General features: G+C 39.4%; 13 protein-coding genes, 4 tRNA genes and 6 rRNA genes. 4 read left to right on the plus strand and 19 right to left on the minus strand.

The window, feature by feature from the left end; all coding sequences use genetic code 11:
* Window positions 1–7: 7 nt before the first annotated feature.
* The 4 genes from PFY10_11555 (at window position 8) to PFY10_11570 (ending at window position 3,483) form a co-directional block, all read left to right on the plus strand.
* Window positions 8–895: a fumarylacetoacetate hydrolase family protein gene (locus PFY10_11555; protein WBV54882.1), complete on the plus strand. Its 888-nt coding sequence runs from the start codon at window positions 8–10 to the stop codon at window positions 893–895.
* 23 nt (window positions 896–918) lie between these two features.
* Entirely contained in the window at window positions 919–1,422 is a 504-nt protein-coding gene (locus tag PFY10_11560; GenBank protein ID WBV54883.1) for a DinB family protein, read from the plus strand.
* Between the two features lie 35 nt (window positions 1,423–1,457).
* Complete coding sequence (locus PFY10_11565; GenBank protein WBV54884.1) at window positions 1,458–2,750, plus strand: MFS transporter; 1,293 nt, start codon at window positions 1,458–1,460, stop codon at window positions 2,748–2,750.
* A gap of 61 nt (window positions 2,751–2,811) precedes the next feature.
* A complete protein-coding gene (locus PFY10_11570) occupies window positions 2,812–3,483 on the plus strand; it encodes a hypothetical protein (GenBank protein WBV54885.1) in 672 nt (223 codons plus the stop codon).
* Between the two features lie 200 nt (window positions 3,484–3,683).
* Here the strand turns inward: PFY10_11570 and rrf (PFY10_11575) are convergent.
* The 19 genes from rrf (PFY10_11575) to PFY10_11665 form a co-directional block, all read right to left on the minus strand.
* Window positions 3,684–3,792 (minus strand): 5S ribosomal RNA (gene rrf, locus PFY10_11575).
* A 161-nt stretch (window positions 3,793–3,953) separates the two neighbouring features.
* Window positions 3,954–6,708 (minus strand): 23S ribosomal RNA (locus PFY10_11580).
* 172 nt (window positions 6,709–6,880) lie between these two features.
* A tRNA-Ala gene (locus PFY10_11585) sits at window positions 6,881–6,954 on the minus strand.
* Between the two features lie 85 nt (window positions 6,955–7,039).
* Window positions 7,040–7,113 (minus strand) — tRNA-Ile (locus tag PFY10_11590).
* 214 nt (window positions 7,114–7,327) lie between these two features.
* Window positions 7,328–8,844, minus strand: a 16S ribosomal RNA gene (locus tag PFY10_11595).
* A gap of 1,708 nt (window positions 8,845–10,552) precedes the next feature.
* Window positions 10,553–10,661, minus strand: a 5S ribosomal RNA gene (gene rrf / locus PFY10_11600).
* Window positions 10,662–10,822: 161 nt separating this feature from the next.
* Window positions 10,823–13,577: ribosomal RNA gene (locus tag PFY10_11605) — 23S ribosomal RNA — on the minus strand.
* Between the two features lie 172 nt (window positions 13,578–13,749).
* Window positions 13,750–13,823: transfer RNA gene (locus PFY10_11610), tRNA-Ala, on the minus strand.
* A gap of 85 nt (window positions 13,824–13,908) precedes the next feature.
* Window positions 13,909–13,982: transfer RNA gene (locus tag PFY10_11615), tRNA-Ile, on the minus strand.
* Between the two features lie 214 nt (window positions 13,983–14,196).
* A 16S ribosomal RNA gene (locus tag PFY10_11620) occupies window positions 14,197–15,713 on the minus strand.
* Together the 16S, 23S and 5S rRNA genes with 4 tRNA genes alongside form the textbook arrangement of a ribosomal RNA operon.
* 714 nt (window positions 15,714–16,427) lie before the next feature.
* Window positions 16,428–17,111, minus strand: coding sequence for a hypothetical protein (locus tag PFY10_11625; GenBank protein WBV54886.1), 684 nt, complete (start codon window positions 17,109–17,111; stop codon window positions 16,428–16,430).
* A 6-nt stretch (window positions 17,112–17,117) separates the two neighbouring features.
* Window positions 17,118–17,981, minus strand: coding sequence for a dTDP-4-dehydrorhamnose reductase (rfbD, locus tag PFY10_11630; protein ID WBV54887.1), 864 nt, complete (start codon window positions 17,979–17,981; stop codon window positions 17,118–17,120).
* On the minus strand, window positions 17,981–18,466 hold the full coding sequence (locus tag PFY10_11635) for an acyl-CoA thioesterase (protein WBV54888.1): 486 nt from the start codon (window positions 18,464–18,466) through the stop codon (window positions 17,981–17,983). The genes rfbD and PFY10_11635 overlap by 1 nt, the downstream gene beginning before the upstream one ends.
* A 69-nt stretch (window positions 18,467–18,535) precedes the next feature.
* Entirely contained in the window at window positions 18,536–19,039 is a 504-nt protein-coding gene (locus PFY10_11640) for an OmpH family outer membrane protein (protein ID WBV54889.1), read from the minus strand.
* Window positions 19,040–19,104: 65 nt separating this feature from the next.
* Window positions 19,105–19,659, minus strand: coding sequence for an OmpH family outer membrane protein (locus tag PFY10_11645; protein WBV54890.1), 555 nt, complete (start codon window positions 19,657–19,659; stop codon window positions 19,105–19,107).
* Between the two features lie 7 nt (window positions 19,660–19,666).
* Window positions 19,667–22,222, minus strand: coding sequence for an outer membrane protein assembly factor BamA (gene bamA, locus PFY10_11650; protein WBV54891.1), 2,556 nt, complete (start codon window positions 22,220–22,222; stop codon window positions 19,667–19,669).
* A 29-nt stretch (window positions 22,223–22,251) separates the two neighbouring features.
* Window positions 22,252–23,001 carry a polyprenyl diphosphate synthase gene (gene uppS, locus PFY10_11655; protein ID WBV54892.1) on the minus strand — a complete coding sequence of 250 codons (750 nt, stop codon included), beginning with the start codon at window positions 22,999–23,001 and terminating at the stop codon, window positions 22,252–22,254.
* A 5-nt stretch (window positions 23,002–23,006) separates the two neighbouring features.
* Entirely contained in the window at window positions 23,007–23,945 is a 939-nt protein-coding gene (locus tag PFY10_11660) for a DUF6089 family protein (GenBank protein WBV54893.1), read from the minus strand.
* A 167-nt stretch (window positions 23,946–24,112) separates the two neighbouring features.
* Window positions 24,113–26,596, minus strand: coding sequence for a polysaccharide biosynthesis tyrosine autokinase (locus PFY10_11665; protein ID WBV54894.1), 2,484 nt, complete (start codon window positions 26,594–26,596; stop codon window positions 24,113–24,115).

The following is a 26,596-nucleotide window of genomic DNA, read 5'->3' on the forward strand; positions in this document are numbered from 1 at the left end:
ACATCCAATGAAATTATTAATGTTTACCGTGGGCTCTTCACAGCCCAAATTCGGGGCTTTTGTTCAGGAAAAAATCATTGATCTTAATGAAATTGCCCGCCTGGCAAAGTTTTCCCTGCCTCCCAGTATACAAGAATCTCTAAAAAGCAGTTCCGGATTATCAGATGCTGAAAAAGTTATCGCATATGCTGTGGCAAACTGGAATCAACTTCCGGAAAATGCGATTTGGAAAGAAGATCAGATTGAATGGCTTCCTATAGTAGGATCTCCCGAAAAAATTGTATGTGTGGGACTGAATTATAAGCACCATATTATGGAAATGAAAAGAGAAATGCCTTCCACACCCGTATTATTTGCTAAAATGGCAACGACATTAAACGGACATAGACAAGATGTCCCGTATATAGACCTCTCTAACTCTTTAGATTATGAAGCAGAAATGGCTGTTATTATCGGTAAAAAAGGGAAAAATATAAAAAAAGAGAATGCCTTGGAGTATGTAGCTGGGTATTCATGCTTTAATGATGTAACAGTACGTGAATATCAATTTAGAACTATTCAGTGGATGCAGGGAAAAAACTTTGATGGACATGGACCTATAGGCCCTATGCTGGTAACCCGCGACGAAATAGAAGATCTTACTGCTTCCAGAATTACCCTTCGACTCAATGGAGAAGTAATGCAGGAGTCTTTTATTGGTGATCTCATTTTTGATGTTCCCACCCTTATTGAAGCTATATCAGAAATCATGACCCTGAATCCCGGAGACATCATCGCCACTGGCACTCCCTCTGGTGTCGGATTTGGGAGAACTCCAAAAGTATTCATGCAAAGAGGAGATGTAGTGGAAGTAGAAATTACCAATATCGGCTTGCTACAAAATACTATTAAATAAATACGATTCTTAAAACATAAATCATGAGCAATACAACATTAACTCTTGAGGAGATCAAGGAATCTCTTCAACATTCCCAAAAAAAATTTCTGAATCTGTTAGACGAAGTTGTTCCCATACAAAAGCTATATATAAGGCCTTCGAGCGAAGAGTGGTCTTGTGGTATTGTATTCTGGCATATTGGTGAAGCCCGGATTTTCTTTGTAAACGAAATTCAAAAAGTATTGGATGATCCTTCTATTTCTATTGGTAGAAAAATGGATAATCCAATTCGTTTAGCCAATATAGAAGAAGCGGATAAGACTCAACCATCACCAACAGAAATCCGGGACAGGTTGGAAAAAAGCTATACCGAAATTACCCGTTTATTTGAAAAGCTGACCCCTTCCGACCTAGAAAAGGAAATTCAGCATATGAATCCTAAATTCGGATTAATGAAGCTTAGGGATTTTATTGATCATTTTATCGTTGAGCATGATGCTATCCACGTTGCCCAAATTAACAGGGTCGTGAGTCAGATCAACTAGGGATATAATATATTCACATAAAAAATAAAACTTATATGGACTCTCAAATTTCTGAGCATAAAAGGCTGGGGCAAACCCAGCCTAATTATGCACTACTATTACTGACTCTGGTATTTGCGCTAGGGTTATTGGACCGGGTTATTTTCAATGTACTTTTGGACCCTATCAGAGAGGAATTCCACCTATCAGACACTGTGATGGGTTTATTATCAGGCTTCGCTTTCGTTGCATTTTATTCTGCCATGACCTTTCCCGTTGCAAGACTTGCCGACCGATATAACAGAAGGAATATTGTGGTTACAGGACTTACTATATGGAGTGCCATGACTGCTTTTAGCGGACTTGTGGCTAATACTCTTCAGCTTACAATTGCCAGGATTATGGTTGGCTTTGGAGAGTCAATGGGGTCTGCTCCTGGTCATTCTCTTCTTTCCGATTTTTTCCCGAAAGAAAAACGTCCTAAAGCTTTCAGCATTTATTCCGGAGGTCTTCACATTGGAATACTGTTAGGCTATATCATTGCTGGTCTTGTAGGCCAAATGCTGGGATGGCGTTATGCCTTCTTTTTTGCCGGAGCACCAGGACTTATACTTGCTCTCATTATCCGTTTAACAATGAAAGAACCATTACGAGGCAGCTCAGAAGAACATTACAAACTAAAAGAGCTTGGAATTCCTTTAAAAGAAGCCCTTAAAGACATTTTTAGCCGGCAAAGTTATCTTCTTGTACTCATCGCAACCACTATGGGAGCTTTCGTGATTTATGCATTAAGTACGTGGGAAGCAACTTTCCTCAGAAGAATTTATCACTTTAATGGAAAACAAATAGGATTGATTGTAGGAGTGGTGAAAGGGGGAACGGGTCTTGCAGGTGCTTTTCTTGGAGGATGGCTTTCTAATACCTTTGGAAAGAAAGATTATAAATATATCTTACAAATCCCAGCTATAGCAACATTTTTATGTGCCGCCTTTTCTCTTGTATTCCTATTTTCCACAAATGCTACTATGGCCATTATAGGACTCGGTATTACAACATTTTTTCTCGCATTTCATATTGGAGTATCCTGGGGTGTAGCTCAGACAGTCACACGTGTTGAAGTACGTACACTGGCTGCCGCAATATTAACCATTTCCTGCAACTTTATCGGTCATGGATTTGGCAGTTCTGTGCCAGGCTTTTTCAATGATCTTTTGTCTGAAACATATAGTGTTAATGCCATACGCTATTCATTGTTATCTGCAACAGGTGTAGCATTGCTAGCAAGTATCATTTATTGGAAAGCTTCAGGGCTTCTAAGAAAAGACATTAATACAATAGAACAAAGATAGATTTATTCTTACTGTTTTTGATACAACCTATTTTAATTGTTCATTTAAAACTTATATCTCTATGCTGTATTCGTATAAAAAAAATTTCAGCTATTGCCTTTTACTTTTATCATACTTATTTCACGCACAAATCACCAATGATAGTATCCCATCTCCACCGATAATTCAAACAGAGATTGATGCAGGTTATAGAAAAATACTGCTGTCCACAATTGTTACAAAAAAAATTGATAGACAGAAGAAATTTAATTTTCTTAACATAACAGCTGTACACAGCTTCTATACTAAAGATGATCGCCGTTTTGATGAAGTATTTAGTAATATGGCTGTAACCTATAATTACGCAGGTCCTTTTGCGGCGGGTGCCGGAATGAAATTCGTTAATACTACCGGAATTACTCCTTTTCTAACAGCACAATATTCCAAACGTACTCCAAGATTATCCGCTATAATACTTCTTTCTTACATGGTAATCAATATTCCTTTGCGGGAAGCTATTGTAATGATCAATTATCGGTATCCAATCAATCGAGATTATCAGCTCTTTACCCAGCTACTGGCCACTACCAGCTGGTTAGATTTTAAACTACACCGTAGAAGTCAGCAACAATTTCGGATAGGATTGGACAACAAAGCCTTTCAATATGGACTTGCTATAGATTTTGATCAGTATGGCTTAAACCCTGTAACCAAAACCAATGTTGGATTGTTTCTTCGAAAAGAGTTTAGATAGCTAGCATTAATAATAAATGATGATTGATAAATGATGATTGATGAATGATCTTTTATCATTTATCATTCATCAATGATAAATGATCACTGACCCTTATCGTTTATCATTTATTCCTATGGTATGGTAGGTATAGATGTGTATAGATATAGTTATAAAACAAAAAAGTCTCATACAAATTCATGTATGAGACTTTTAATAAAAACTGGCGGCGACCTACTCTCCCGCTTGTCGCAGTACCATCGGCGCTGGTGGGCTTAACTTCTGTGTTCGGAATGGGAACAGGTGAGCCCCACCGCTAAAACCACCCTAAAGAAGGTATATAAGATATCAGAGGCTAGATTTCAGATTTCAGACCTATTATAAAGTCTGTTATCTGATGTCTTGTATCTGACATCTGTTTTATCGGTAAATTTCATCACAAAGGCAAAACCAGTATTGCACTTATAAGACTTGAATTAGTGTAACCTATAGGCTATAAATCTACGGGTAATTAGTACTACTCGGCTATGCTGTTACCAACTTTACACCTGTAGCCTATCAACGTGGTCATCTCCCACGACCCTTAAAAGATGTCTCATCTTGAGGCGAGTTTCGCACTTATATGCTTTCAGTGCTTATCTCTTCCAAACATAGCTACTCAGCGGTGCACCTGGCGGTACAACTGATACACCAGAGGTTTGTTCAATTCGGTCCTCTCGTACTAGAATCAAGCCCTCTCAAACATCTAACGCCCGCAATAGATAGAGACCGAACTGTCTCACGACGTTCTGAACCCAGCTCGCGTGCCACTTTAATGGGCGAACAGCCCAACCCTTGGGACCTTCTCCAGCCCCAGGATGTGACGAGCCGACATCGAGGTGCCGAACCTCCCCGTCGATGTGAGCTCTTGGGGGAGACTAGCCTGTTATCCCCGGAGTACCTTTTATCCTATGAGCGATGGCCCTTCCATACGGAACCACCGGATCACTATGTCCTGCTTTCGCACCTGATCGACTTGTAGGTCTCACAGTCAAGCACCCTTATGCCATTACACTCTACGCACGGTTACCAAGCGTGCTGAGGGTACCTTTGAAAGCCTCCGTTACTCTTTTGGAGGCGACCACCCCAGTCAAACTACCCACCACGCAATGTCCTTCCTAAAGGAAGTTAGGCTCCAAGTAAGTAAAGGGTGGTATTTCAACGTTGACTCCACAAACACTAGCGTGCCTGCTTCATAGTCTCCCACCTATCCTACACATTACTTACTCAAAGTCAATACGAAGTTATAGTAAAGGTTCACAGGGTCTTTTCGTCCCATTGCGGGTAATCGGCATCTTCACCGATACTACAATTTCACCGAGCTCGTGGCTGAGACAGTGCCCAGATCGTTACACCATTCGTGCAGGTCGGAACTTACCCGACAAGGAATTTCGCTACCTTAGGACCGTTATAGTTACGGCCGCCGTTTACTGGGGCTTCAGTCAAACGCTTCGCTTACGCTAACGCCCTTCCTTAACCTTCCAGCACCGGGCAGGTGTCAGACCCTATACAGCATCTTTCGATTTAGCAGAGTCCTGTGTTTTTGATAAACAGTCGCCTGGGCCTCTTCACTGCGGCCACCATTGCTGATGGCGTCTCTTCTTCCGAAGTTACGAGACTATTTTGCCTAGTTCCTTAGCCACGACTCACTCGAGCACCTTAGGATTCTCTCCTCGACTACCTGTGTCGGTTTTGGTACGGGTTGCTTCACTTCGGCTTTTCTTGGAAGCACTTTCCCTGCAGCAGCTTCGCCCGAAGGCTAGGCCTTGACTATTCCGTCAGTCTCCAGCAGGTACGGCACTCCGTCCCCTTTTTAGTGTGAGCAAGTATGGGAATATTAACCCATTGTCCATCCACTACCCCTTTCGGGTTCGCGTTAGGTCCCGACTAACCCTCAGCTGATTAGCATGGCTGAGGAAACCTTAGTCTTTCGGTGAGGGGGTTTCTCGCCCCCTTTATCGTTACTTATGCCTACATTTTCTTTTCTGTCCGCTCCACAATACCTCACGATACTGCTTCGGCGCAAACAGAATGCTCCCCTACCAGATGTACAATGTACAAATCCATAGCTTCGGTAATATGTTTATGCCCGATTATTATCCATGCCGGACCGCTCGACTAGTGAGCTGTTACGCACTCTTTAAATGAATGGCTGCTTCCAAGCCAACATCCTAGCTGTCAATGCAGTCCAACCGCGTTGCTTCAACTTAACATATATTTGGGGACCTTAGCTGTTGGTCTGGGTTCTTTCCCTCTCGGACATGGACCTTAGCACCCATGCCCTCACTGCTGATCAACATTTATTAGCATTCGGAGTTTGTCAGGAATTGGTAGGCGGTGAAACCCCCGCATCCAATCAGTAGCTCTACCTCTAATAAACTTATAATCAACGCTGCACCTAAATGCATTTCGGGGAGTACGAGCTATCTCCCAGTTTGATTGGCCTTTCACCCCTACCCACAGGTCATCCGAAGACTTTTCAACGTCAACCGGTTCGGTCCTCCACTCTGTGTTACCAGAGCTTCAACCTGCCCATGGGTAGATCACAAGGTTTCGCGTCTAATCCTACTAACTATCCGCCCTATTCAGACTCGCTTTCGCTCCGGCTCCGGACCTGAAGTCCTTAACCTCGCTAGTAAAATTAACTCGTAGGCTCATTATGCAAAAGGCACGCCGTCACCCAACTTGTGGGCTCCGACCGCTTGTAGGCGTACGGTTTCAGGTTCTATTTCACCCTTCTATTCGAAGTGCTTTTCACCTTTCCTTCACAGTACTTGTTCACTATCGGTCTTTCAGGAGTATTTAGCCTTGGAGGATGGTCCCCCCATATTCAGACAGGATTTCACGTGTCCCGCCCTACTCATTTATCATCTATATATACCTTTCGAATACCGGGCTATCACCGTCTATGGCCGCACTTTCCAGTACGTTCTTCTAAATATATAAAGACTTTTGGGCTAATCCGCTTTCGCTCGCCACTACTTACGGAATCTCTTCGATTTCTTTTCCTCCGGGTACTTAGATGTTTCAGTTCTCCGGGTTTGCTCCTCTTACGAGGTAATACATCTTCAATGTATTGGGTTGCCCCATTCGGACATCTGCGGATCAATTCGTGTGTGCCAATCCCCGCAGCTTTTCGCAGCTTACCACGTCCTTCGTCGCCTCTGAAAGCCTAGGCATCCGCCATACGCCCTTAACGATTTCTTTCCTATTTTTAGGTTACTCAAGCACTTATAAGTGCTCGGTTTTCTCTTTGTGATGTCTTTACCGTTAATGTCAATGATCTTTATTTCTTCTGTATTAATGTAAAACGTATTCATGTATCAATGACGGCTCTCGTCATGAGGTTTACATGCTTCTTTTTTACATATACAAACTGTGGAGAATAAGGGAGTCGAACCCTTGACCTCCTGCGTGCAAGGCAGGCGCTCTAGCCAGCTGAGCTAATTCCCCTCTAGTAGACTTCAGATATCAGATCCTAGATCTCAGACTTAATGTCTCATGTCTTATATCTGATCTCTTCCCGTCTTATAATTAGTAGTCTCGGGCAGGCTCGAACTGCCGACCTCTACATTATCAGTGTAGCGCTCTAACCAGCTGAGCTACGAGACTGTCTTGTTAGACTTGCAGATTCAAGATCCCAGATATCAGACTTACATGGTCTTTCTTCTTCTATCTTTCCTCTTGTCTCTCTTCCCTTTACTAATTTCTAGTGGGTGTTGTATTTTTTTATATATCAACCAAATAAAAAACTAAAGCTTCTCTTTAAGTAAGTACATGGTACACTTAAGTACCTTTATTTTGTTTAACGTTCTTCAACGCTCTAAAATGAGATGTTCCAGCCGCACCTTCCGGTACGGCTACCTTGTTACGACTTAGCCCTAGTTACCTGTTTTACCCTAGGCAGCTCCTGTTACGGTCACCGACTTCAGGTACCCCAGACTTCCATGGCTTGACGGGCGGTGTGTACAAGGCCCGGGAACGTATTCACCGCGCCATGGCTGATGCGCGATTACTAGCGATTCCAGCTTCATAGAGTCGAGTTGCAGACTCCAATCCGAACTGAGACCAGCTTTCGAGATTAGCATCCAGTCGCCTGGTAGCAGCCCTCTGTACTGGCCATTGTATTACGTGTGTGGCCCAAGGCGTAAGGGCCGTGATGATTTGACGTCATCCCCACCTTCCTCTCTACTTGCGTAGGCAGTCTCACTAGAGTCCCCAACTGAATGATGGCAACTAGTGACAGGGGTTGCGCTCGTTGCAGGACTTAACCTAACACCTCACGGCACGAGCTGACGACAACCATGCAGCACCTTGAAAAATGTCCGAAGAAAAGCCTATTTCTAAGCCTGTCATTTCCCATTTAAGCCTTGGTAAGGTTCCTCGCGTATCATCGAATTAAACCACATAATCCACCGCTTGTGCGGGCCCCCGTCAATTCCTTTGAGTTTCAAACTTGCGTTCGTACTCCCCAGGTGGCTAACTTATCACTTTCGCTTAGTCTCTGAATCCGAAAACCCAAAAACGAGTTAGCATCGTTTACGGCGTGGACTACCAGGGTATCTAATCCTGTTCGCTCCCCACGCTTTCGTCCATCAGCGTCAGTTAAGACATGGTAACCTGCCTTCGCAATTGGTGTTCTAAGTAATATCTATGCATTTCACCGCTACACTACTTATTCCAGCTACCTCTACCTTACTCAAGACCCGCAGTATCAATGGCAGTTTCATAGTTAAGCTATGAGATTTCACCACTGACTTACGAGTCCGCCTACGGACCCTTTAAACCCAATAAATCCGGATAACGCTTGCACCCTCCGTATTACCGCGGCTGCTGGCACGGAGTTAGCCGGTGCTTATTCGTATAGTACCTTCAGCTACCCTCACGAGGGTAGGTTTATCCCTATACAAAAGAAGTTTACAACCCATAGGGCCGTCATCCTTCACGCGGGATGGCTGGATCAGGCTCTCACCCATTGTCCAATATTCCTCACTGCTGCCTCCCGTAGGAGTCTGGTCCGTGTCTCAGTACCAGTGTGGGGGATCACCCTCTCAGGCCCCCTAAAGATCATTGACTTGGTGAGCCGTTACCTCACCAACTATCTAATCTTGCGCGTGCCCATCTCTATCCACCGGAGTTTTCAATATCTAATGATGCCATCAAATATATTATGGGGTATTAATCTTCCTTTCGAAAGGCTATCCCCCTGATAAAGGTAGGTTGCACACGTGTTCCGCACCCGTGCGCCGCTCTCTAGATCCCGAAAGATCTATACCGCTCGGCTTGCATGTGTTAGGCCTCCCGCTAGCGTTCATCCTGAGCCAGGATCAAACTCTCCATTGTATGTTTGTCTGACTCACTCAAAGTTTTGACGCTTTAGTTTTTCCTTACTTGGTTGTTATATTGTATTTCAATGATCTCTTTTCTTCCGCTTTTCTCTAAAGCTTTTTTTCTGTCGTTTTTGCTTTAGATTTGCGAGTGCAAAAGTAATTAATGTTTCTGAACTGACCAAATGTTTTTGAAGAAAATTTTAAAGTTTTTTCTGTAACCTTAATCCCTCTCTAACACTTATCTCAATTTTACTCCGCGCTCCCTTAATTGGGACTGCAAAGATACAAACTTTTCTCAATTTTCAAAATAAATTATTATTTATTTTTTTAAATCTTCGTTTATAATTACTCTCTTCTGCGCTACCTACTATCTCTCGTTTTCAGTGGGGCAAAAGTACACCTTATTCATCACATAATCCAAATCATTTTATACTTAAATTCATATTTAGTTCATATTTGATCTTAACTCACTGATAAGCAACTTCAAAAATTTCAATGCTTTTTCCTGGGTTTAGAATGATAAAAGCAAAAACATAGGAGAAAACTGCTATAACAAGGGAAAAAATAAAAGCTATAAAATGAAGGGTTTTCTATGGAAAAATGGAGGGTTGAGACAGGAAAAACAAGAAGTAGAAAGGGAAAAGTAAGGAGAAAAATGGAAAATGAAGTGCTGAAGAGTAAAGAAAAAAATATCTGACTAAAAAAAGACTGCAATAAATTCGGTTTGAACACAACAAAAAATATGATGTAGCATTTTATAAGATCAATAAGTATCTCTTTATTCTTTATTCTTTATTCTTTATTCTTTATTCTTTATTCTTTATTCTTTATTCTTTATTCTTTATTTAAATTTCCTCCTCTTATTTCGCACATAATAGATAGCTGTATAATAAATCAGCATACTTATTACTGGTAAAGGTAGAAGATAAAATCTTTATATGATCCCTCCTATTATATTGATATTCGTAATCCATATCATTATGCCCGGTATTAAAGTATAGATCATATTATATCTTGTATTGCTTGGGATGGCAGGATAAAATCTGGAGTTCAAATTTCCTAGGATTTAGATCCTGTTCCTAAAGGAAAGCTTTTCATCAATTGCAATATACTGGGATATCTTTATTCCGGATAAGGTCATTCTTCCAGGCATATAATTCATTAAGCCGTGCATGCAATAACAATATGGAATAATTTATAATTGATTAAGATATTATTGATGATTGGCGATTAAAACCTAAAAGTTGAAAATTAAAAATGGAACGTTTTTAAGTTGGCTAAACCCACTAGGATTTTGGAGGCTATTACTGAAGGGCTAAAGACCACCTCTATTGATGAAAGCTTGTAAAAGAATAAAGAGCCTAAAGTAGTAGTAGTAGTAGTAGTAGTAGTAGTAGTAGTAGTTGTTGTTGTTGTTGTTGTTGTTGTTGGAAGAGGAATAAAATACAAAGTCCTACTAACTATGAATGATAAATGAGTGCTATTAATTGATAGTTGTCTGTTAATCAATAATGATTGATAGTTGATGATTGATAATTGATGGATGATCTTTTATCATTTATCATCCATCATTTATTTCTTATCGCTTATTAATAGCCATTTATCATTCATCAATGATCATTTATCTTTTATTCCTATGGTATGGTAGGTATAGATGTGTATAGATATAGTTATAAAACAAAAAAGTCTCATACAAATTCATGTATGAGACTTTTAATAAAAACTGGCGGCGACCTACTCTCCCGCTTGTCGCAGTACCATCGGCGCTGGTGGGCTTAACTTCTGTGTTCGGAATGGGAACAGGTGAGCCCCACCGCTAAAACCACCCTAAAGAAGGTATATAAGATATCAGAGGCTAGATTTCAGATTTCAGACCTATTATAAAGTCTGTTATCTGATGTCTTGTATCTGACATCTGTTTTATCGGTAAATTTCATCACAAAGGCAAAACCAGTATTGCACTTATAAGACTTGAATTAGTGTAACCTATAGGCTATAAATCTACGGGTAATTAGTACTACTCGGCTATGCTGTTACCAACTTTACACCTGTAGCCTATCAACGTGGTCATCTCCCACGACCCTTAAAAGATGTCTCATCTTGAGGCGAGTTTCGCACTTATATGCTTTCAGTGCTTATCTCTTCCAAACATAGCTACTCAGCGGTGCACCTGGCGGTACAACTGATACACCAGAGGTTTGTTCAATTCGGTCCTCTCGTACTAGAATCAAGCCCTCTCAAACATCTAACGCCCGCAATAGATAGAGACCGAACTGTCTCACGACGTTCTGAACCCAGCTCGCGTGCCACTTTAATGGGCGAACAGCCCAACCCTTGGGACCTTCTCCAGCCCCAGGATGTGACGAGCCGACATCGAGGTGCCGAACCTCCCCGTCGATGTGAGCTCTTGGGGGAGACTAGCCTGTTATCCCCGGAGTACCTTTTATCCTATGAGCGATGGCCCTTCCATACGGAACCACCGGATCACTATGTCCTGCTTTCGCACCTGATCGACTTGTAGGTCTCACAGTCAAGCACCCTTATGCCATTACACTCTACGCACGGTTACCAAGCGTGCTGAGGGTACCTTTGAAAGCCTCCGTTACTCTTTTGGAGGCGACCACCCCAGTCAAACTACCCACCACGCAATGTCCTTCCTAAAGGAAGTTAGGCTCCAAGTAAGTAAAGGGTGGTATTTCAACGTTGACTCCACAAACACTAGCGTGCCTGCTTCATAGTCTCCCACCTATCCTACACATTACTTACTCAAAGTCAATACGAAGTTATAGTAAAGGTTCACAGGGTCTTTTCGTCCCATTGCGGGTAATCGGCATCTTCACCGATACTACAATTTCACCGAGCTCGTGGCTGAGACAGTGCCCAGATCGTTACACCATTCGTGCAGGTCGGAACTTACCCGACAAGGAATTTCGCTACCTTAGGACCGTTATAGTTACGGCCGCCGTTTACTGGGGCTTCAGTCAAACGCTTCGCTTACGCTAACGCCCTTCCTTAACCTTCCAGCACCGGGCAGGTGTCAGACCCTATACAGCATCTTTCGATTTAGCAGAGTCCTGTGTTTTTGATAAACAGTCGCCTGGGCCTCTTCACTGCGGCCACCATTGCTGATGGCGTCTCTTCTTCCGAAGTTACGAGACTATTTTGCCTAGTTCCTTAGCCACGACTCACTCGAGCACCTTAGGATTCTCTCCTCGACTACCTGTGTCGGTTTTGGTACGGGTTGCTTCACTTCGGCTTTTCTTGGAAGCACTTTCCCTGCAGCAGCTTCGCCCGAAGGCTAGGCCTTGACTATTCCGTCAGTCTCCAGCAGGTACGGCACTCCGTCCCCTTTTTAGTGTGAGCAAGTATGGGAATATTAACCCATTGTCCATCCACTACCCCTTTCGGGTTCGCGTTAGGTCCCGACTAACCCTCAGCTGATTAGCATGGCTGAGGAAACCTTAGTCTTTCGGTGAGGGGGTTTCTCGCCCCCTTTATCGTTACTTATGCCTACATTTTCTTTTCTGTCCGCTCCACAATACCTCACGATACTGCTTCGGCGCAAACAGAATGCTCCCCTACCAGATGTACAATGTACAAATCCATAGCTTCGGTAATATGTTTATGCCCGATTATTATCCATGCCGGACCGCTCGACTAGTGAGCTGTTACGCACTCTTTAAATGAATGGCTGCTTCCAAGCCAACATCCTAGCTGTCAATGCAGTCCAACCGCGTTGCTTCAACTTAACATATATTTGGGGACCTTAGCTGTTGGTCTGGGTTCTTTCCCTCTCGGACATGGACCTTAGCACCCATGCCCTCACTGCTGATCAACATTTATTAGCATTCGGAGTTTGTCAGGAATTGGTAGGCGGTGAAACCCCCGCATCCAATCAGTAGCTCTACCTCTAATAAACTTATAATCAACGCTGCACCTAAATGCATTTCGGGGAGTACGAGCTATCTCCCAGTTTGATTGGCCTTTCACCCCTACCCACAGGTCATCCGAAGACTTTTCAACGTCAACCGGTTCGGTCCTCCACTCTGTGTTACCAGAGCTTCAACCTGCCCATGGGTAGATCACAAGGTTTCGCGTCTAATCCTACTAACTATCCGCCCTATTCAGACTCGCTTTCGCTCCGGCTCCGGACCTGAAGTCCTTAACCTCGCTAGTAAAATTAACTCGTAGGCTCATTATGCAAAAGGCACGCCGTCACCCAACTTGTGGGCTCCGACCGCTTGTAGGCGTACGGTTTCAGGTTCTATTTCACCCTTCTATTCGAAGTGCTTTTCACCTTTCCTTCACAGTACTTGTTCACTATCGGTCTTTCAGGAGTATTTAGCCTTGGAGGATGGTCCCCCCATATTCAGACAGGATTTCACGTGTCCCGCCCTACTCATTTATCATCTATATATACCTTTCGAATACCGGGCTATCACCGTCTATGGCCGCACTTTCCAGTACGTTCTTCTAAATATATAAAGACTTTTGGGCTAATCCGCTTTCGCTCGCCACTACTTACGGAATCTCTTCGATTTCTTTTCCTCCGGGTACTTAGATGTTTCAGTTCTCCGGGTTTGCTCCTCTTACGAGGTAATACATCTTCAATGTATTGGGTTGCCCCATTCGGACATCTGCGGATCAATTCGTGTGTGCCAATCCCCGCAGCTTTTCGCAGCTTACCACGTCCTTCGTCGCCTCTGAAAGCCTAGGCATCCGCCATACGCCCTTAACGATTTCTTTCCTATTTTTAGGTTACTCAAGCACTTATAAGTGCTCGGTTTTCTCTTTGTGATGTCTTTACCGTTAATGTCAATGATCTTTATTTCTTCTGTATTAATGTAAAACGTATTCATGTATCAATGACGGCTCTCGTCATGAGGTTTACATGCTTCTTTTTTACATATACAAACTGTGGAGAATAAGGGAGTCGAACCCTTGACCTCCTGCGTGCAAGGCAGGCGCTCTAGCCAGCTGAGCTAATTCCCCTCTAGTAGACTTCAGATATCAGATCCTAGATCTCAGACTTAATGTCTCATGTCTTATATCTGATCTCTTCCCGTCTTATAATTAGTAGTCTCGGGCAGGCTCGAACTGCCGACCTCTACATTATCAGTGTAGCGCTCTAACCAGCTGAGCTACGAGACTGTCTTGTTAGACTTGCAGATTCAAGATCCCAGATATCAGACTTACATGGTCTTTCTTCTTCTATCTTTCCTCTTGTCTCTCTTCCCTTTACTAATTTCTAGTGGGTGTTGTATTTTTTTATATATCAACCAAATAAAAAACTAAAGCTTCTCTTTAAGTAAGTACATGGTACACTTAAGTACCTTTATTTTGTTTAACGTTCTTCAACGCTCTAAAATGAGATGTTCCAGCCGCACCTTCCGGTACGGCTACCTTGTTACGACTTAGCCCTAGTTACCTGTTTTACCCTAGGCAGCTCCTGTTACGGTCACCGACTTCAGGTACCCCAGACTTCCATGGCTTGACGGGCGGTGTGTACAAGGCCCGGGAACGTATTCACCGCGCCATGGCTGATGCGCGATTACTAGCGATTCCAGCTTCATAGAGTCGAGTTGCAGACTCCAATCCGAACTGAGACCAGCTTTCGAGATTAGCATCCAGTCGCCTGGTAGCAGCCCTCTGTACTGGCCATTGTATTACGTGTGTGGCCCAAGGCGTAAGGGCCGTGATGATTTGACGTCATCCCCACCTTCCTCTCTACTTGCGTAGGCAGTCTCACTAGAGTCCCCAACTGAATGATGGCAACTAGTGACAGGGGTTGCGCTCGTTGCAGGACTTAACCTAACACCTCACGGCACGAGCTGACGACAACCATGCAGCACCTTGAAAAATGTCCGAAGAAAAGCCTATTTCTAAGCCTGTCATTTCCCATTTAAGCCTTGGTAAGGTTCCTCGCGTATCATCGAATTAAACCACATAATCCACCGCTTGTGCGGGCCCCCGTCAATTCCTTTGAGTTTCAAACTTGCGTTCGTACTCCCCAGGTGGCTAACTTATCACTTTCGCTTAGTCTCTGAATCCGAAAACCCAAAAACGAGTTAGCATCGTTTACGGCGTGGACTACCAGGGTATCTAATCCTGTTCGCTCCCCACGCTTTCGTCCATCAGCGTCAGTTAAGACATGGTAACCTGCCTTCGCAATTGGTGTTCTAAGTAATATCTATGCATTTCACCGCTACACTACTTATTCCAGCTACCTCTACCTTACTCAAGACCCGCAGTATCAATGGCAGTTTCATAGTTAAGCTATGAGATTTCACCACTGACTTACGAGTCCGCCTACGGACCCTTTAAACCCAATAAATCCGGATAACGCTTGCACCCTCCGTATTACCGCGGCTGCTGGCACGGAGTTAGCCGGTGCTTATTCGTATAGTACCTTCAGCTACCCTCACGAGGGTAGGTTTATCCCTATACAAAAGAAGTTTACAACCCATAGGGCCGTCATCCTTCACGCGGGATGGCTGGATCAGGCTCTCACCCATTGTCCAATATTCCTCACTGCTGCCTCCCGTAGGAGTCTGGTCCGTGTCTCAGTACCAGTGTGGGGGATCACCCTCTCAGGCCCCCTAAAGATCATTGACTTGGTGAGCCGTTACCTCACCAACTATCTAATCTTGCGCGTGCCCATCTCTATCCACCGGAGTTTTCAATATCTAATGATGCCATCAAATATATTATGGGGTATTAATCTTCCTTTCGAAAGGCTATCCCCCTGATAAAGGTAGGTTGCACACGTGTTCCGCACCCGTGCGCCGCTCTCTAGATCCCGAAAGATCTATACCGCTCGGCTTGCATGTGTTAGGCCTCCCGCTAGCGTTCATCCTGAGCCAGGATCAAACTCTCCATTGTATGTTTGTCTGACTCACTCAAAGTTTTGACGCTTTAGTTTTTCCTTACTTGGTTGTTATATTGTATTTCAATGATCTCTTTTCTTCCGCTTTTCTCTAAAGCTTTTTTTCTGTCGTTTTTGCTTTAGATTTGCGAGTGCAAAAGTAATTAATGTTTTTGAACTGACCAAATGTTTTTGAAGAAAATTTTAAAGTTTTTTCTGTAACCTTAATCCCTCTCTAACACTTATCTCAATCTTACTCCGCGCTCCCTTAATTGGGACTGCAAAGATACAAACTTTTCTCAATTTTCAAAATAAATTATTATTTATTTTTTTAAATCTTTCGTTTATAATTACCTCTTCTGCGCTACCTACTATCTCTCGTTTTCAGTGGGGCAAAAGTACACCTTATTCATCAAACAATCCAAATCATTTTATACTTAAATTCATATTTAGTTCATATTTGATCTTAACTCACTGATAAGCAACTCCAAAAATTTCAATGCTTTTTCCTGGGTTTAGAGTGATAAAAGCAAAAACATAAGAGAAAACTGCCATAACAAGGGAAAAGGGAAAAATTAAAAGCTATGAAAAGAAGGGTTTTTATCAAAAAGAAAAGTATAAAAGATGAAGAGACGGGTAAATACTAGATAAAGTTTACATATAGTATATATAAAAGAAAAACGACCTCTATGAATTTGAGGTCGTTATTTATACAAACAAGAAGATTCTTCTTATTTAGAATCTAATTTGGTATATATTAAACTTAAAAATTCAGCAAAAGATTTTTCCAGTCCAATAATATCACCTGATTTAAGGTTTAATCCACCAACTCCGGTATTATCAGATTTTACTTTGAGAGCTGACACCTGGAAATACTGATTGGTTTCATTTGCCTTAGGCTGAACTTTAATCGTAGAGCCTAATAATTTCCTCGTAGATATGGTATACACTTCACCCGGAACAACGTCTATTACAAAAAAAGATCTTGGAGATAATAAATAGTCTTTCTTATTAACACTAATTTTTTGATCTTTATCCGAGGATGCAAACAAAAATATATGATCTGTTTGTGAACCAAACTTTTCTTTTGGCAAATAATATAAATTCAATTTATAATTTGAAGGATTAAAAGCCTGATGAGATCCATCTACATTGTTAAAAGGCTGTAAAGAAATTGCATTTGCTCCGATTTCTTTTGCTTTTTTAAATATCATAGAAAAAACAGCAGCATCGTCTTTCGAAAAACCACGCACTTCAACTTCTCCCAGATATTGCGCATCTTTTATTTCCTCTTTAATTTTAAATAAAAATTTATCTGAGTTATCATTTGTTTTCTCAACTTTTGTTAAATACACATTTTGTGCATTAAAAAAATGAATGGCAAAAACAAAAATTACAATTGCAAGGTTCTTCATAGATATTTATTGTTGTGAAAGAATGCTAACACATTCTTCAAGACTATTCTCCCAATGTTTGGGTTCAATTTTATAAACTTCTTCAATTTTGTCTAAGCACATTGTACTTCTCTTTGGTCTTTTGGCCGGAGTAGGATATTGTTCAGTAGTCAGTGCATTTAATTTAACTGATGATTCTGATAATTCAGCAATTTTTTTTGCAAACTCATACCAGGTGGTTTCAGGATAATTTGAAAAATGGAAAACACCAAAGTTCTTACGTGAGGTTTTAATAATATCCATAATGGCCTCTGCAAGATCATTTGCGTTAGTCGGTTGTCCGAATTGGTCTGCTACAATTCCCAACTCATCCTTTTGCGAAAACAAGTTCAGCATGGTTTTTACAAAATTCTTATTGAATTCAGAATACAGCCAGGAGGTTCTTAGGATAATTGTTTGAGGGTTAATTTCCAATGCAAGTTCTTCTCCTCTTAATTTAGATGCTCCATATACCCCAATCGGATTTGTAAAGTCATCTTCTGAATAGCATAAATTTGTTTCTCCATCAAAAACATAATCCGTAGAAACATGTATTAAAACTGTTTTATGTTCAGAACATGCCTGGGCAAGATGTGCTACCCCATCAGCATTTACCGCAAATGCTTTTTCTTTCTCTTTTTCAGCCAGATCTACCGCTGTATACGCTGATGCATTGATACAGAAGTCCGGCTTATTATCGTAAAAGAAGGTGTCTACCTGATCTTCATCTGTAATATCAAGGGTCTGAGAGTCCGTAAAAATAAATTCATAATCACTTTCAAAATCAGGGGCTATTTTCCTTATACAATTGCCTAACTGACCATTACTGCCTATAACAACTATTTTCTTCATTATGGATTTTTTGCGTTTTGGGATCTTAAAAACTTAACTCTCGATTGAAAATCTTTTTCTTCTAAATCTACGTAGAACTTATGGAAAATTTCTTTGATATCTTCAGGATGTATATCTGATTTTCTTGTTTTAACATTAAAATAAATTACGGTAACCCATAAAACAGCATGAATTGTACTTTCATCAAGACTCTTCATAAGAATTTCAACTTTTGCAGTTCTGTCTTGTATGTCGATTGTTTTGCTGCTGATTACAACCTGGGTATTGTATCTTACTTCTTTCAGGTATGCTATTTCATTCTGTATAGCAATCCAGGTACAGCCAGTTTTTTTGGTGTACTCTTCATAAGTAAAGCCATAAAATGTTTCAACGTGATCTTCTCTCGCATTAAACATATAATCCAAATACTTTACATTATTGAGATGCCCGATAGGATCGCAATCACTGAATCTGACTTTTACCGTTGTTGATACTTCTTTTTCCATTTGGCAAAAATAAAAAAACCACCCCTAAAAGAGGTGGTAAGTTTTATAAATGTTTGTTAATTTGTTAGATTATTGAACACCTAATTCTTTTTTTACAGCTGGAGTCGCATCCGGACCTCCTTTGTATACAAATGCAGAAGAGTTTGCATCCATAATGAAATCATATCCTGCAGCTTTAGCTACTTTAGATACAGCCTCGTTTAGTTTCTTCTCAATAGGCTCGTAAGCAGCATCTTGTTTAGCCACAAAATCTTTCTGAGCTTTATCGTTCATTTGTTGAATTTCTTCTTGCATTTTAGCTAATTCAGCTTCTCTTGCTTTGTTTTCATCGGCAGTTTTCTTAGGAGCTTCCTCAGAATATTGCTTTAATTTAGCTTGTCCAGCATCTGCTTTCTTTTTGATCTCAGCTTGCTTAGTATCTAAGAAAGTCTTTAAGTCAGCATCAGCCTTTTTCTTTTCAGGCATTGCGTTAAGAACACCTATAACATCTAAAGTAGCAATTTTTTGAGCTTTTGCCATACCTACAGATACAACCATCATTACCGCTGCAAATAATACACTTAATTTTTTCATAATTGGTAAATAAATAATTTAATTTGTTTTAGATTTTTAATTTCAGTAAAAGTTAATTCCATCGATTACTTTTTACCTCTTGTATTAGTTTTTTCTTTCTTTTCTGTTCCTTTTAAAAGAATGTCTAGTACTTTGTCTGTATAGTCATATCTTTTTTGAAGAAAAATAACATTAATGTTATTGCTTTTATCAAGAACTATGCCCAAGCCATTTTTCTCGGACATGGTTTTTACAGCGTTCCAAATTTGATCCTGAAAAGGTTCAACGAGATTAGATCTCAATTTTGTAATCTCCCCGTTTGTTCCAAAGCGTAAACTTGTTGTTGTTTTAATGTTTTTGTCGAGATCCATTACTTCCTTTTCTCTCAGTTTGAGCTGGTCTCCAACTAATAACACTCTCTCATTTTCAAATGCAGATCTTTTCTTTTCATACTCAGCATTCAAACTCTGAAGTTCCGATTCCCAAGTATCAATCTGCGAATTTAATCTTGCTTCTGCCTCTTTATATTGTGGAAGCTTGTTCAAAATATATTCTGTATCAACTACTCCAATTTTCTGCGCATTGCTAAAACTGAAGAGCAAAAATAATACAAATGTGAAAATGATTTTAATTTTTTTCATGTGATCATTATAATGATTGGTTCATTAAGAAGTGTGTCTTCCATCCTGAAGGCTCTGATGAGTTTATTGGTTTATCAAATCCATAAGCAAAATCAAATCCGATCAATCCAAATGCTCCCATATATACTCTTACCCCTACACCCACTGATCTTTTTAACTGGAAAGGATTGTAGCTTCCCCATGAGTTCCAAACGTTACCTCCTTCAGCAAAGGTTAATGCATAAATTTTTGCTGTCTGATTTAATGATATCGGATATCTTAGCTCCAATGTAAATCTATTATAAATGGTACCTCCTCCTTGTGGAGTGATATCTCCCTGAGTACCATCTCCTCCGTAAGTAGAAGCATTTTCATAACCTCTTAAAGGAATTAATTCCCTACCGTCATATCTTCCTCCGAAAAGCCCGGTTCCTCCCATATAGAATCTCTCGAAAGGTGGTGCTCCCAACTGCTTGTTATAACCATCCATGAAGCCCATTTCGGCAGAAGACCTTAGGACTAACTTACCTGCAATTTCGTTATAAACATCAGCTTTGAATTTAATTTTATAAAATTCCATCCACTTATATTTATCCGTAGGCGACATTGTAGAATAGTCTTTATTACTAAACAATGAATATGGTGGAGTTAACTTAGCAGAAAGTTCGATATTGGAACCCATTGTAGGGAATATCGGGTCGATACCTGCAGAGTTTCTGCTTAGTCCTAAGTTTAAACTTAAGTTATTGGCAGTCCCGTAATTCTCTGTAGTTCCTCCAAAGTCAAATGGGTAGTTTTTGAAATCATATTTCTGGTACTGAATCCCAGTATACAATGAGAAATAATCATCCGGCCATTTCAATAGCCTGTTTAACCCAACAGATGCCGAAAAAATGTTCAATCTTGATGCGTCAGTACTTGTCGTTGTAACTGACGTACTATATCTAACAATTGAGTTATTAATACTTACAGAAAGTGCCGTTGGCTTTGTTCCGAATAACCATGGTTCAGTAAACGACACCCCATAATTCTGAAAATATTGTCCGGCCTGAGCCTGAATAGATAGGGTCTGTCCATCTCCCTGAGGTACAGGTCTGAAATCCTTAAACTTCAGGAAGTTCTTTAAAGAGAAGTTATTAAAGGTTAAACCTAATGTTCCGATAAAGCTATTTCCTCCATATCCCGCTTGTAGCTGTACTTGTGAGGATCCTTTTTCAACAAGTTTCCAGTTGATGTCTACTGTATTGTCCTGCTGATTTGGCTGGATATCCTGACCGATCTGTTGCGGATCAAAGAAAGACATACCTGCTAAATCAAAATAAGTTCTTTTGATTTCGGTTTTCTTAAATAGCTCCCCTGGTTTTGTTCTTAATGCCCTCAGAATTACGTGGTCATGAGTTGTTGTATTTCCTTGCCAAGTAACTCTGTTCCAAGTTGCCTGTTCTCCTTCGTTTACTCTGATTTCCAGATTAATAGAATCACCAGATACTGATTTTTCAACAGGGGTTACATTAGAGAAAAGGTAACCATTATTCATGTATACCGATTTGATATCGGAATCATCCTCCTTACCTCCATCTTCTCCAACTTTTTTGTTGAAACCTACTGCATCATAAATATCTCCTTTTTTATAACCGAGAAGTCTTTGCAAGTATTCTGTGGCATATACTGTATTTCCGGTAAAAGTGATATCTCCGATATAGTATTTTTTACCTTCTTTTAATTTTACGTTGATTTCGTAATTATTTCTTTTATTTCTCCAAACAGAATCGGATACGATAGCAGCATCTCTATAACCTAATGAGTTATAATAGCTGATCAGGCTTTGTTTATCTTCCTGATATTTATCTTCGATAAATTTTGAGGATTTCAAGATACCACCGATCCCAAATCTTTTTTGTTTGGTTTCTTTAAATGCTTTGTTTCTAAGTTTAGAATCGCTCACATTTTCGTTCCCTTCGAACTCAATATGATCAATCTTTACTCTTTTGCCTTTATCTACATTGATGGTCCAGTCCACTAAAGCAGGGTCATTTGCATTTACTTTATCCTGAATGGAAATCTTTGCATCTGCAAAACCTTTCTTAATATAGTCTTTAGGAACATTTGTTTTTAGGCTTGAAACTAAATTCTGTGTAATTTTAGTTCCCGGCTTAAGGTTATTATCCTTAGCTAGTTTCTCGCTTTTTGACTTTCCAATTCCTTTACCGGAAAATTTAACTTCTCCAAGTTCTTTTAAGTCCTGCAAGTAAAATTTCAAAACTACTGTTTCTCCTTCAATACTTTGAACATAAACCTCTACTTCTGAAAATGATTGGGTATCCCAAAGCTTTTTGATAGCATTGCTAACTTTTTGTCCGGGGATATCCACACTTTCTCCTTTAGATAATCCTGTAAATCTTAAGATTTGCGCAGGTGTATATTTCTTAACCCCATCTACAACAATGTCTTTAAGAACGTAGGTTCCTGTTTGGTTTTCTGCATGCACAGGGTTATTCACTTTTGTGCTATCCTGTGGAGTCACCTGTCCATAAAAATGTGCAGAAGCAACAAACATGATGATGGGTAATAGTCTAAACTTCATTTTATCGTAGTCTTTCTTTTCTTTAAATTTTACTGGATTTTTATTTGTTCGCCGGTTAGGCCATATCTCCTTTCTTTGTTTTGATAGTCTACAATACATTGGAAGAAAATATCTTTTGTGAAATCTGGCCACAGAACATTTAAAAACTGGAGTTCTGCATAGGCGATCTGCCAAAGAAGAAAATTACTAATTCTTATTTCACCACTGGTTCTTATTAATAAATCGACAGGTGGAAAATCTTTTGTATAGAGATAATTTTCGAATAATTTCTCATCAATATTCTCTACATCCACCTTGCCTTCTTTTACATCAGAACTTATATTTCTCACGGCATTCAGGATCTCGTTTTGCGAGCCATAGCTGATCGCTAATACTAAATTACCTTTTGTGTTTTCTTTTGTTAATTCGACCACTCTTAGCAGCTGCTCTTTTACAAGAGGTGGCAGCTTATCCAGATTCCCAATAACATGCATTCTTAGACCTTTGCTGAAGATTTCTTCCGCTTCCAGCAATAATGTTTCAGTAAGCAAATTCATTAAAGTATTTACTTCATCACTCGGCCGGTTCCAATTCTCCGAAGAGAATGTATACAATGTTAAATATGGGATATTGATCTCATTACACGCATTAATGGCATTTCTTACAGCATTAATGGCATTTTTATGACCAAAAGTTCTTTCTTCACCACGAGATTTTGCCCATCTTCCATTGCCATCCATAATGATAGCAACATGTTTTGGTAAATTCTCTGAATTTATTTTATCTTTAATCAACGACATACTAATTACTCACAATAACACGGAGGTCTTCCAAAGGAGAATGTAAGACCTAAGCTAAAGGTATTCATCCAATCCTTAGATTTTGTATCTCCAACATTTCTTCCATTAACAAATGCAGCTTCTCTTTCTTTTGAAACAGCATAATAATTTCCTGTTTGCAATAAAGACCCTCCTGTTGTAGGATTTACTATATCTCCATTATAGGTAGATACAACATCTTTAGTTAATATTTTACTATGATCCAACTGATCTGTTAATGTATATCTAAACGTAGCTTCCGCAAATATTGCCCAACTATGGTTAAATTTATATTTTAATCCGACTCCAAAAGGAACATGCATTGTTACTTTCTTACCCAGAGAATATTCTGCTCTTGTAGTAAAATCCCTTTCATTAATCGGAGCTTGTGCTACTCCATCTGCATCTCTTCTAAAGTCATTCACTAAAGTCGCTTTAGGAGCATCAAACATTAAACCTCCAATACCCCCAAATATATAAGGGCTAACCATACTTATCTGCTCATTATTTACCGGGAAAAAATTATATTCAAATACCAAACTTGCTTCATATACATTATTCTTTCCAAATGAGTTTCTATTTCTTCTATAATCTTCTTTCGCTGCTTTATCACTAAACTGTACCTGATTATAACCTAAATCTAGTCTAACAGTTTGGTAGGGATTAAAATTAAATCTATATAATATACCACCATAAAATGGAACTCCCCAATCTGATGCTCTGCTTAAATCCAACGGCTTTTGTAAAATATAACTCGTACTTCCTATATCACCCACTAGGTTACTCATACCTAGACGAACTCCCAATTCGTTTCTTTGTGCTTTCACACCAGTCATTGTTCCAAGGACGGCCAGGAAGCTAAATAATAATTTTTTATTCATAAAAGAATATGGATTTATGGTTATTTTAAAATTTAATTTTTGCAAATATAAAACATTTTTATATTAATGATATTCTTAATGTTTAGTTAAAAACAAACAAAAAAACATAATTTGTTATAAAGTAAACGACAAAGTACCGAAAATATTCTTTTTTTAATAGAATCAATAAAAGCCTTATATAATAAACCCTCATTAAATGAGGGTTTAATGTTTTATTTTTTATTAAAAATTGCCTGTATTTTGTTTCTTATTTTAATCAATAGCGGCTCTTTGTAATTTTTGTCCTCATCAAAATAGCCATAACCGTATCCGTATCCATAGCCATAACCATATCCCTGCTTTATAATATAATCATTATATACAAGACCAAGGTTTTCAATCTCATTATTATGATATTTTTCCGTAATCATTTTAAGCATATACTTTTCAGTATATTCATGACGTACCACATAGATGTTAGTATCAGAATATTTCATCAATTCATATGAGTCTGCAACAAGTCCTACCGGCGGGGAATCGATAATGATAAAATCATAAATCTCCCTTAACTCTTCAATGAATTTAATATTCTTTTTACTCATTAACAGTTCTGACGGATTCGGAGGAATTGGCCCTGATGTGGCAACATCAAGATTTGGAATTGTTGTTTTATTGATAATCTGGTCAATGGAAACTTCGCCTGTAAGATAATTCGAAATTCCATATTTATTATCAATTTTGAAATCACCGAATATTTTTGGTTTTCTTAGGTCCATTCCCAAAAGAATAGTCTTTTTATCACTCAAACCAAGAACTGAAGCAAGGTTAATTGAAACATATGTTTTACCTTCCCCTCCAATCGATGAAGTAATTAAAACAACCTTACTTTTTTCATTTTCATCAGACAAAAATCGCATATTCGCCCTTATTCCTCTAAATGCTTCAGAAACTGAAGACTTAGGCTGATCAAGCACGGTAAGCATATTCTCATTATTATTATTACCTACCACTCCAAGCAATGGAATTTTGGTAGCACTCAATAACTCTTTAATATTTCTTATTTTATTATCCAGCAATTCTCCGATTAAAATAAACAAAAACGGCAGAAGTAATAAACCTCCCATAATGACCAGCTTCGTTCCTTTTACATTGGGCCCGATAGGAGACTGTCCTACATTTTTAGCAGGGTCAATAACAGAGATATCAGATTGATTCGTCGCCATCCTCATCTTAGTTTCATTCTGCCTTCCCAGTAAACTATTATAAGTGGCTTCAATCATATTGTATCCTCTTTCTGCATCTAAATACTTTCTTTCCTTTTCAGGGTAAGCGTCAAGATCCGCATTAGCTTCAGCTACCTGTTGATTAATCTTATTGATTTCAACATTAAATCCATTATAGTAATTGCTCAAAGAGTTGGAAGAGCTTAATTTTGCATCACTGATCAGCCTGTTGATTTCTTTCATAGGTTCTGAATTTGGCGTATAAATCGTAGCCATCTCTCTCCTTTTAAGATACAATGCTTTAAGTTCCGAAACTGAAGCCGTAAACATTCCGTCTTCGAAGCCTGCAGCATTTGTACTAATCATTTTATCAAAATTCTGGTTCTCCAGTGTGTTCTTAATAAGATTAAGGGAGTTAATTTTACTTGTCAGGTCCGCCTTTTTTGCTTCCAGTTCCTTAATCTTCGTCAGAGATTTTTCATCTCTATCTTTAATGTCGTAGAGCTTTTCCGAAGTTTTTAAATAGTTGAGAACAGTAGCACTTGAATCCAGTTTCTTTCTTACTCCTGTAAGATTATCCTGAAGATAGGTTTCCGTATTTTTATCAACGGTCATTTTATCAAGCATCCTTTTCTTCTGTAGCTCACTTACAGACTTGTTAAGGAAATTTACAGTTCCATTAAGATTGAAACCTGTTTTTGTAATGATCATAATAGAATTGATCTCCTTATCAAACTCTACTCCGATGGTTGATACAATCTCATTAACGGACTGATTGACAGAACTAAGATTAACAATAATATTATCCAGTTTAATATTTGGGGTTATTGGATTCTGAAGCAGTCTAAATTTAATATTAGGTGCTGTGAACCATTCTCCTACTTTAATTATTTTATTCGATGGCTTTTTGAAGCTATGAATATCCTGAAACCCCTCCACTTCATAATTATACAAATGAGTTGATTCTCCTTTATCGGGTAATACCACTTCATACGTATTTCCTCCTTTTGGCATCAGTGTAATAGGATAATTAATCTGTTGTAGGTGTTTCTTATCAATCTGCACAAAGACCGGTGAATCGTCTTTATCCAGATAAGTAGATTTTATAGATCCTTTTGTAGAATAGTTAACAAAAAGATCAAGCTCCTTTACAAGAAATTCATTGTGTGATCTTGACAAAAGCATTTTTTTCAAATAAATCCCGTCTTGATTTCCTCCCTGTCCCCAAATAAAGTTAATTGACTGGTTAGGAGTAAAGTAGCTGGAAGTATTATTAGATACACTTAGAGAAAGGTTTGAAGCATAAATACTCTGTGCATAATATTTACCATACATCCATGAGATACAGTAGCCAATAAACAGCATTAAAACAAACCAATACCAGTTCTTTAATATCCTTCTTAAAAAGTGCTCAACATCAAACAATTCAAAAGAACCGGTTTTATCTTTTTGAGAATTATTCTTCTCAACGTTAGTTTCTTTTCCTGGAATCAT

The organism is Chryseobacterium daecheongense (assembly GCA_027920525.1).
Lineage (GTDB): Bacteria > Bacteroidota > Bacteroidia > Flavobacteriales > Weeksellaceae > Chryseobacterium > Chryseobacterium proteolyticum.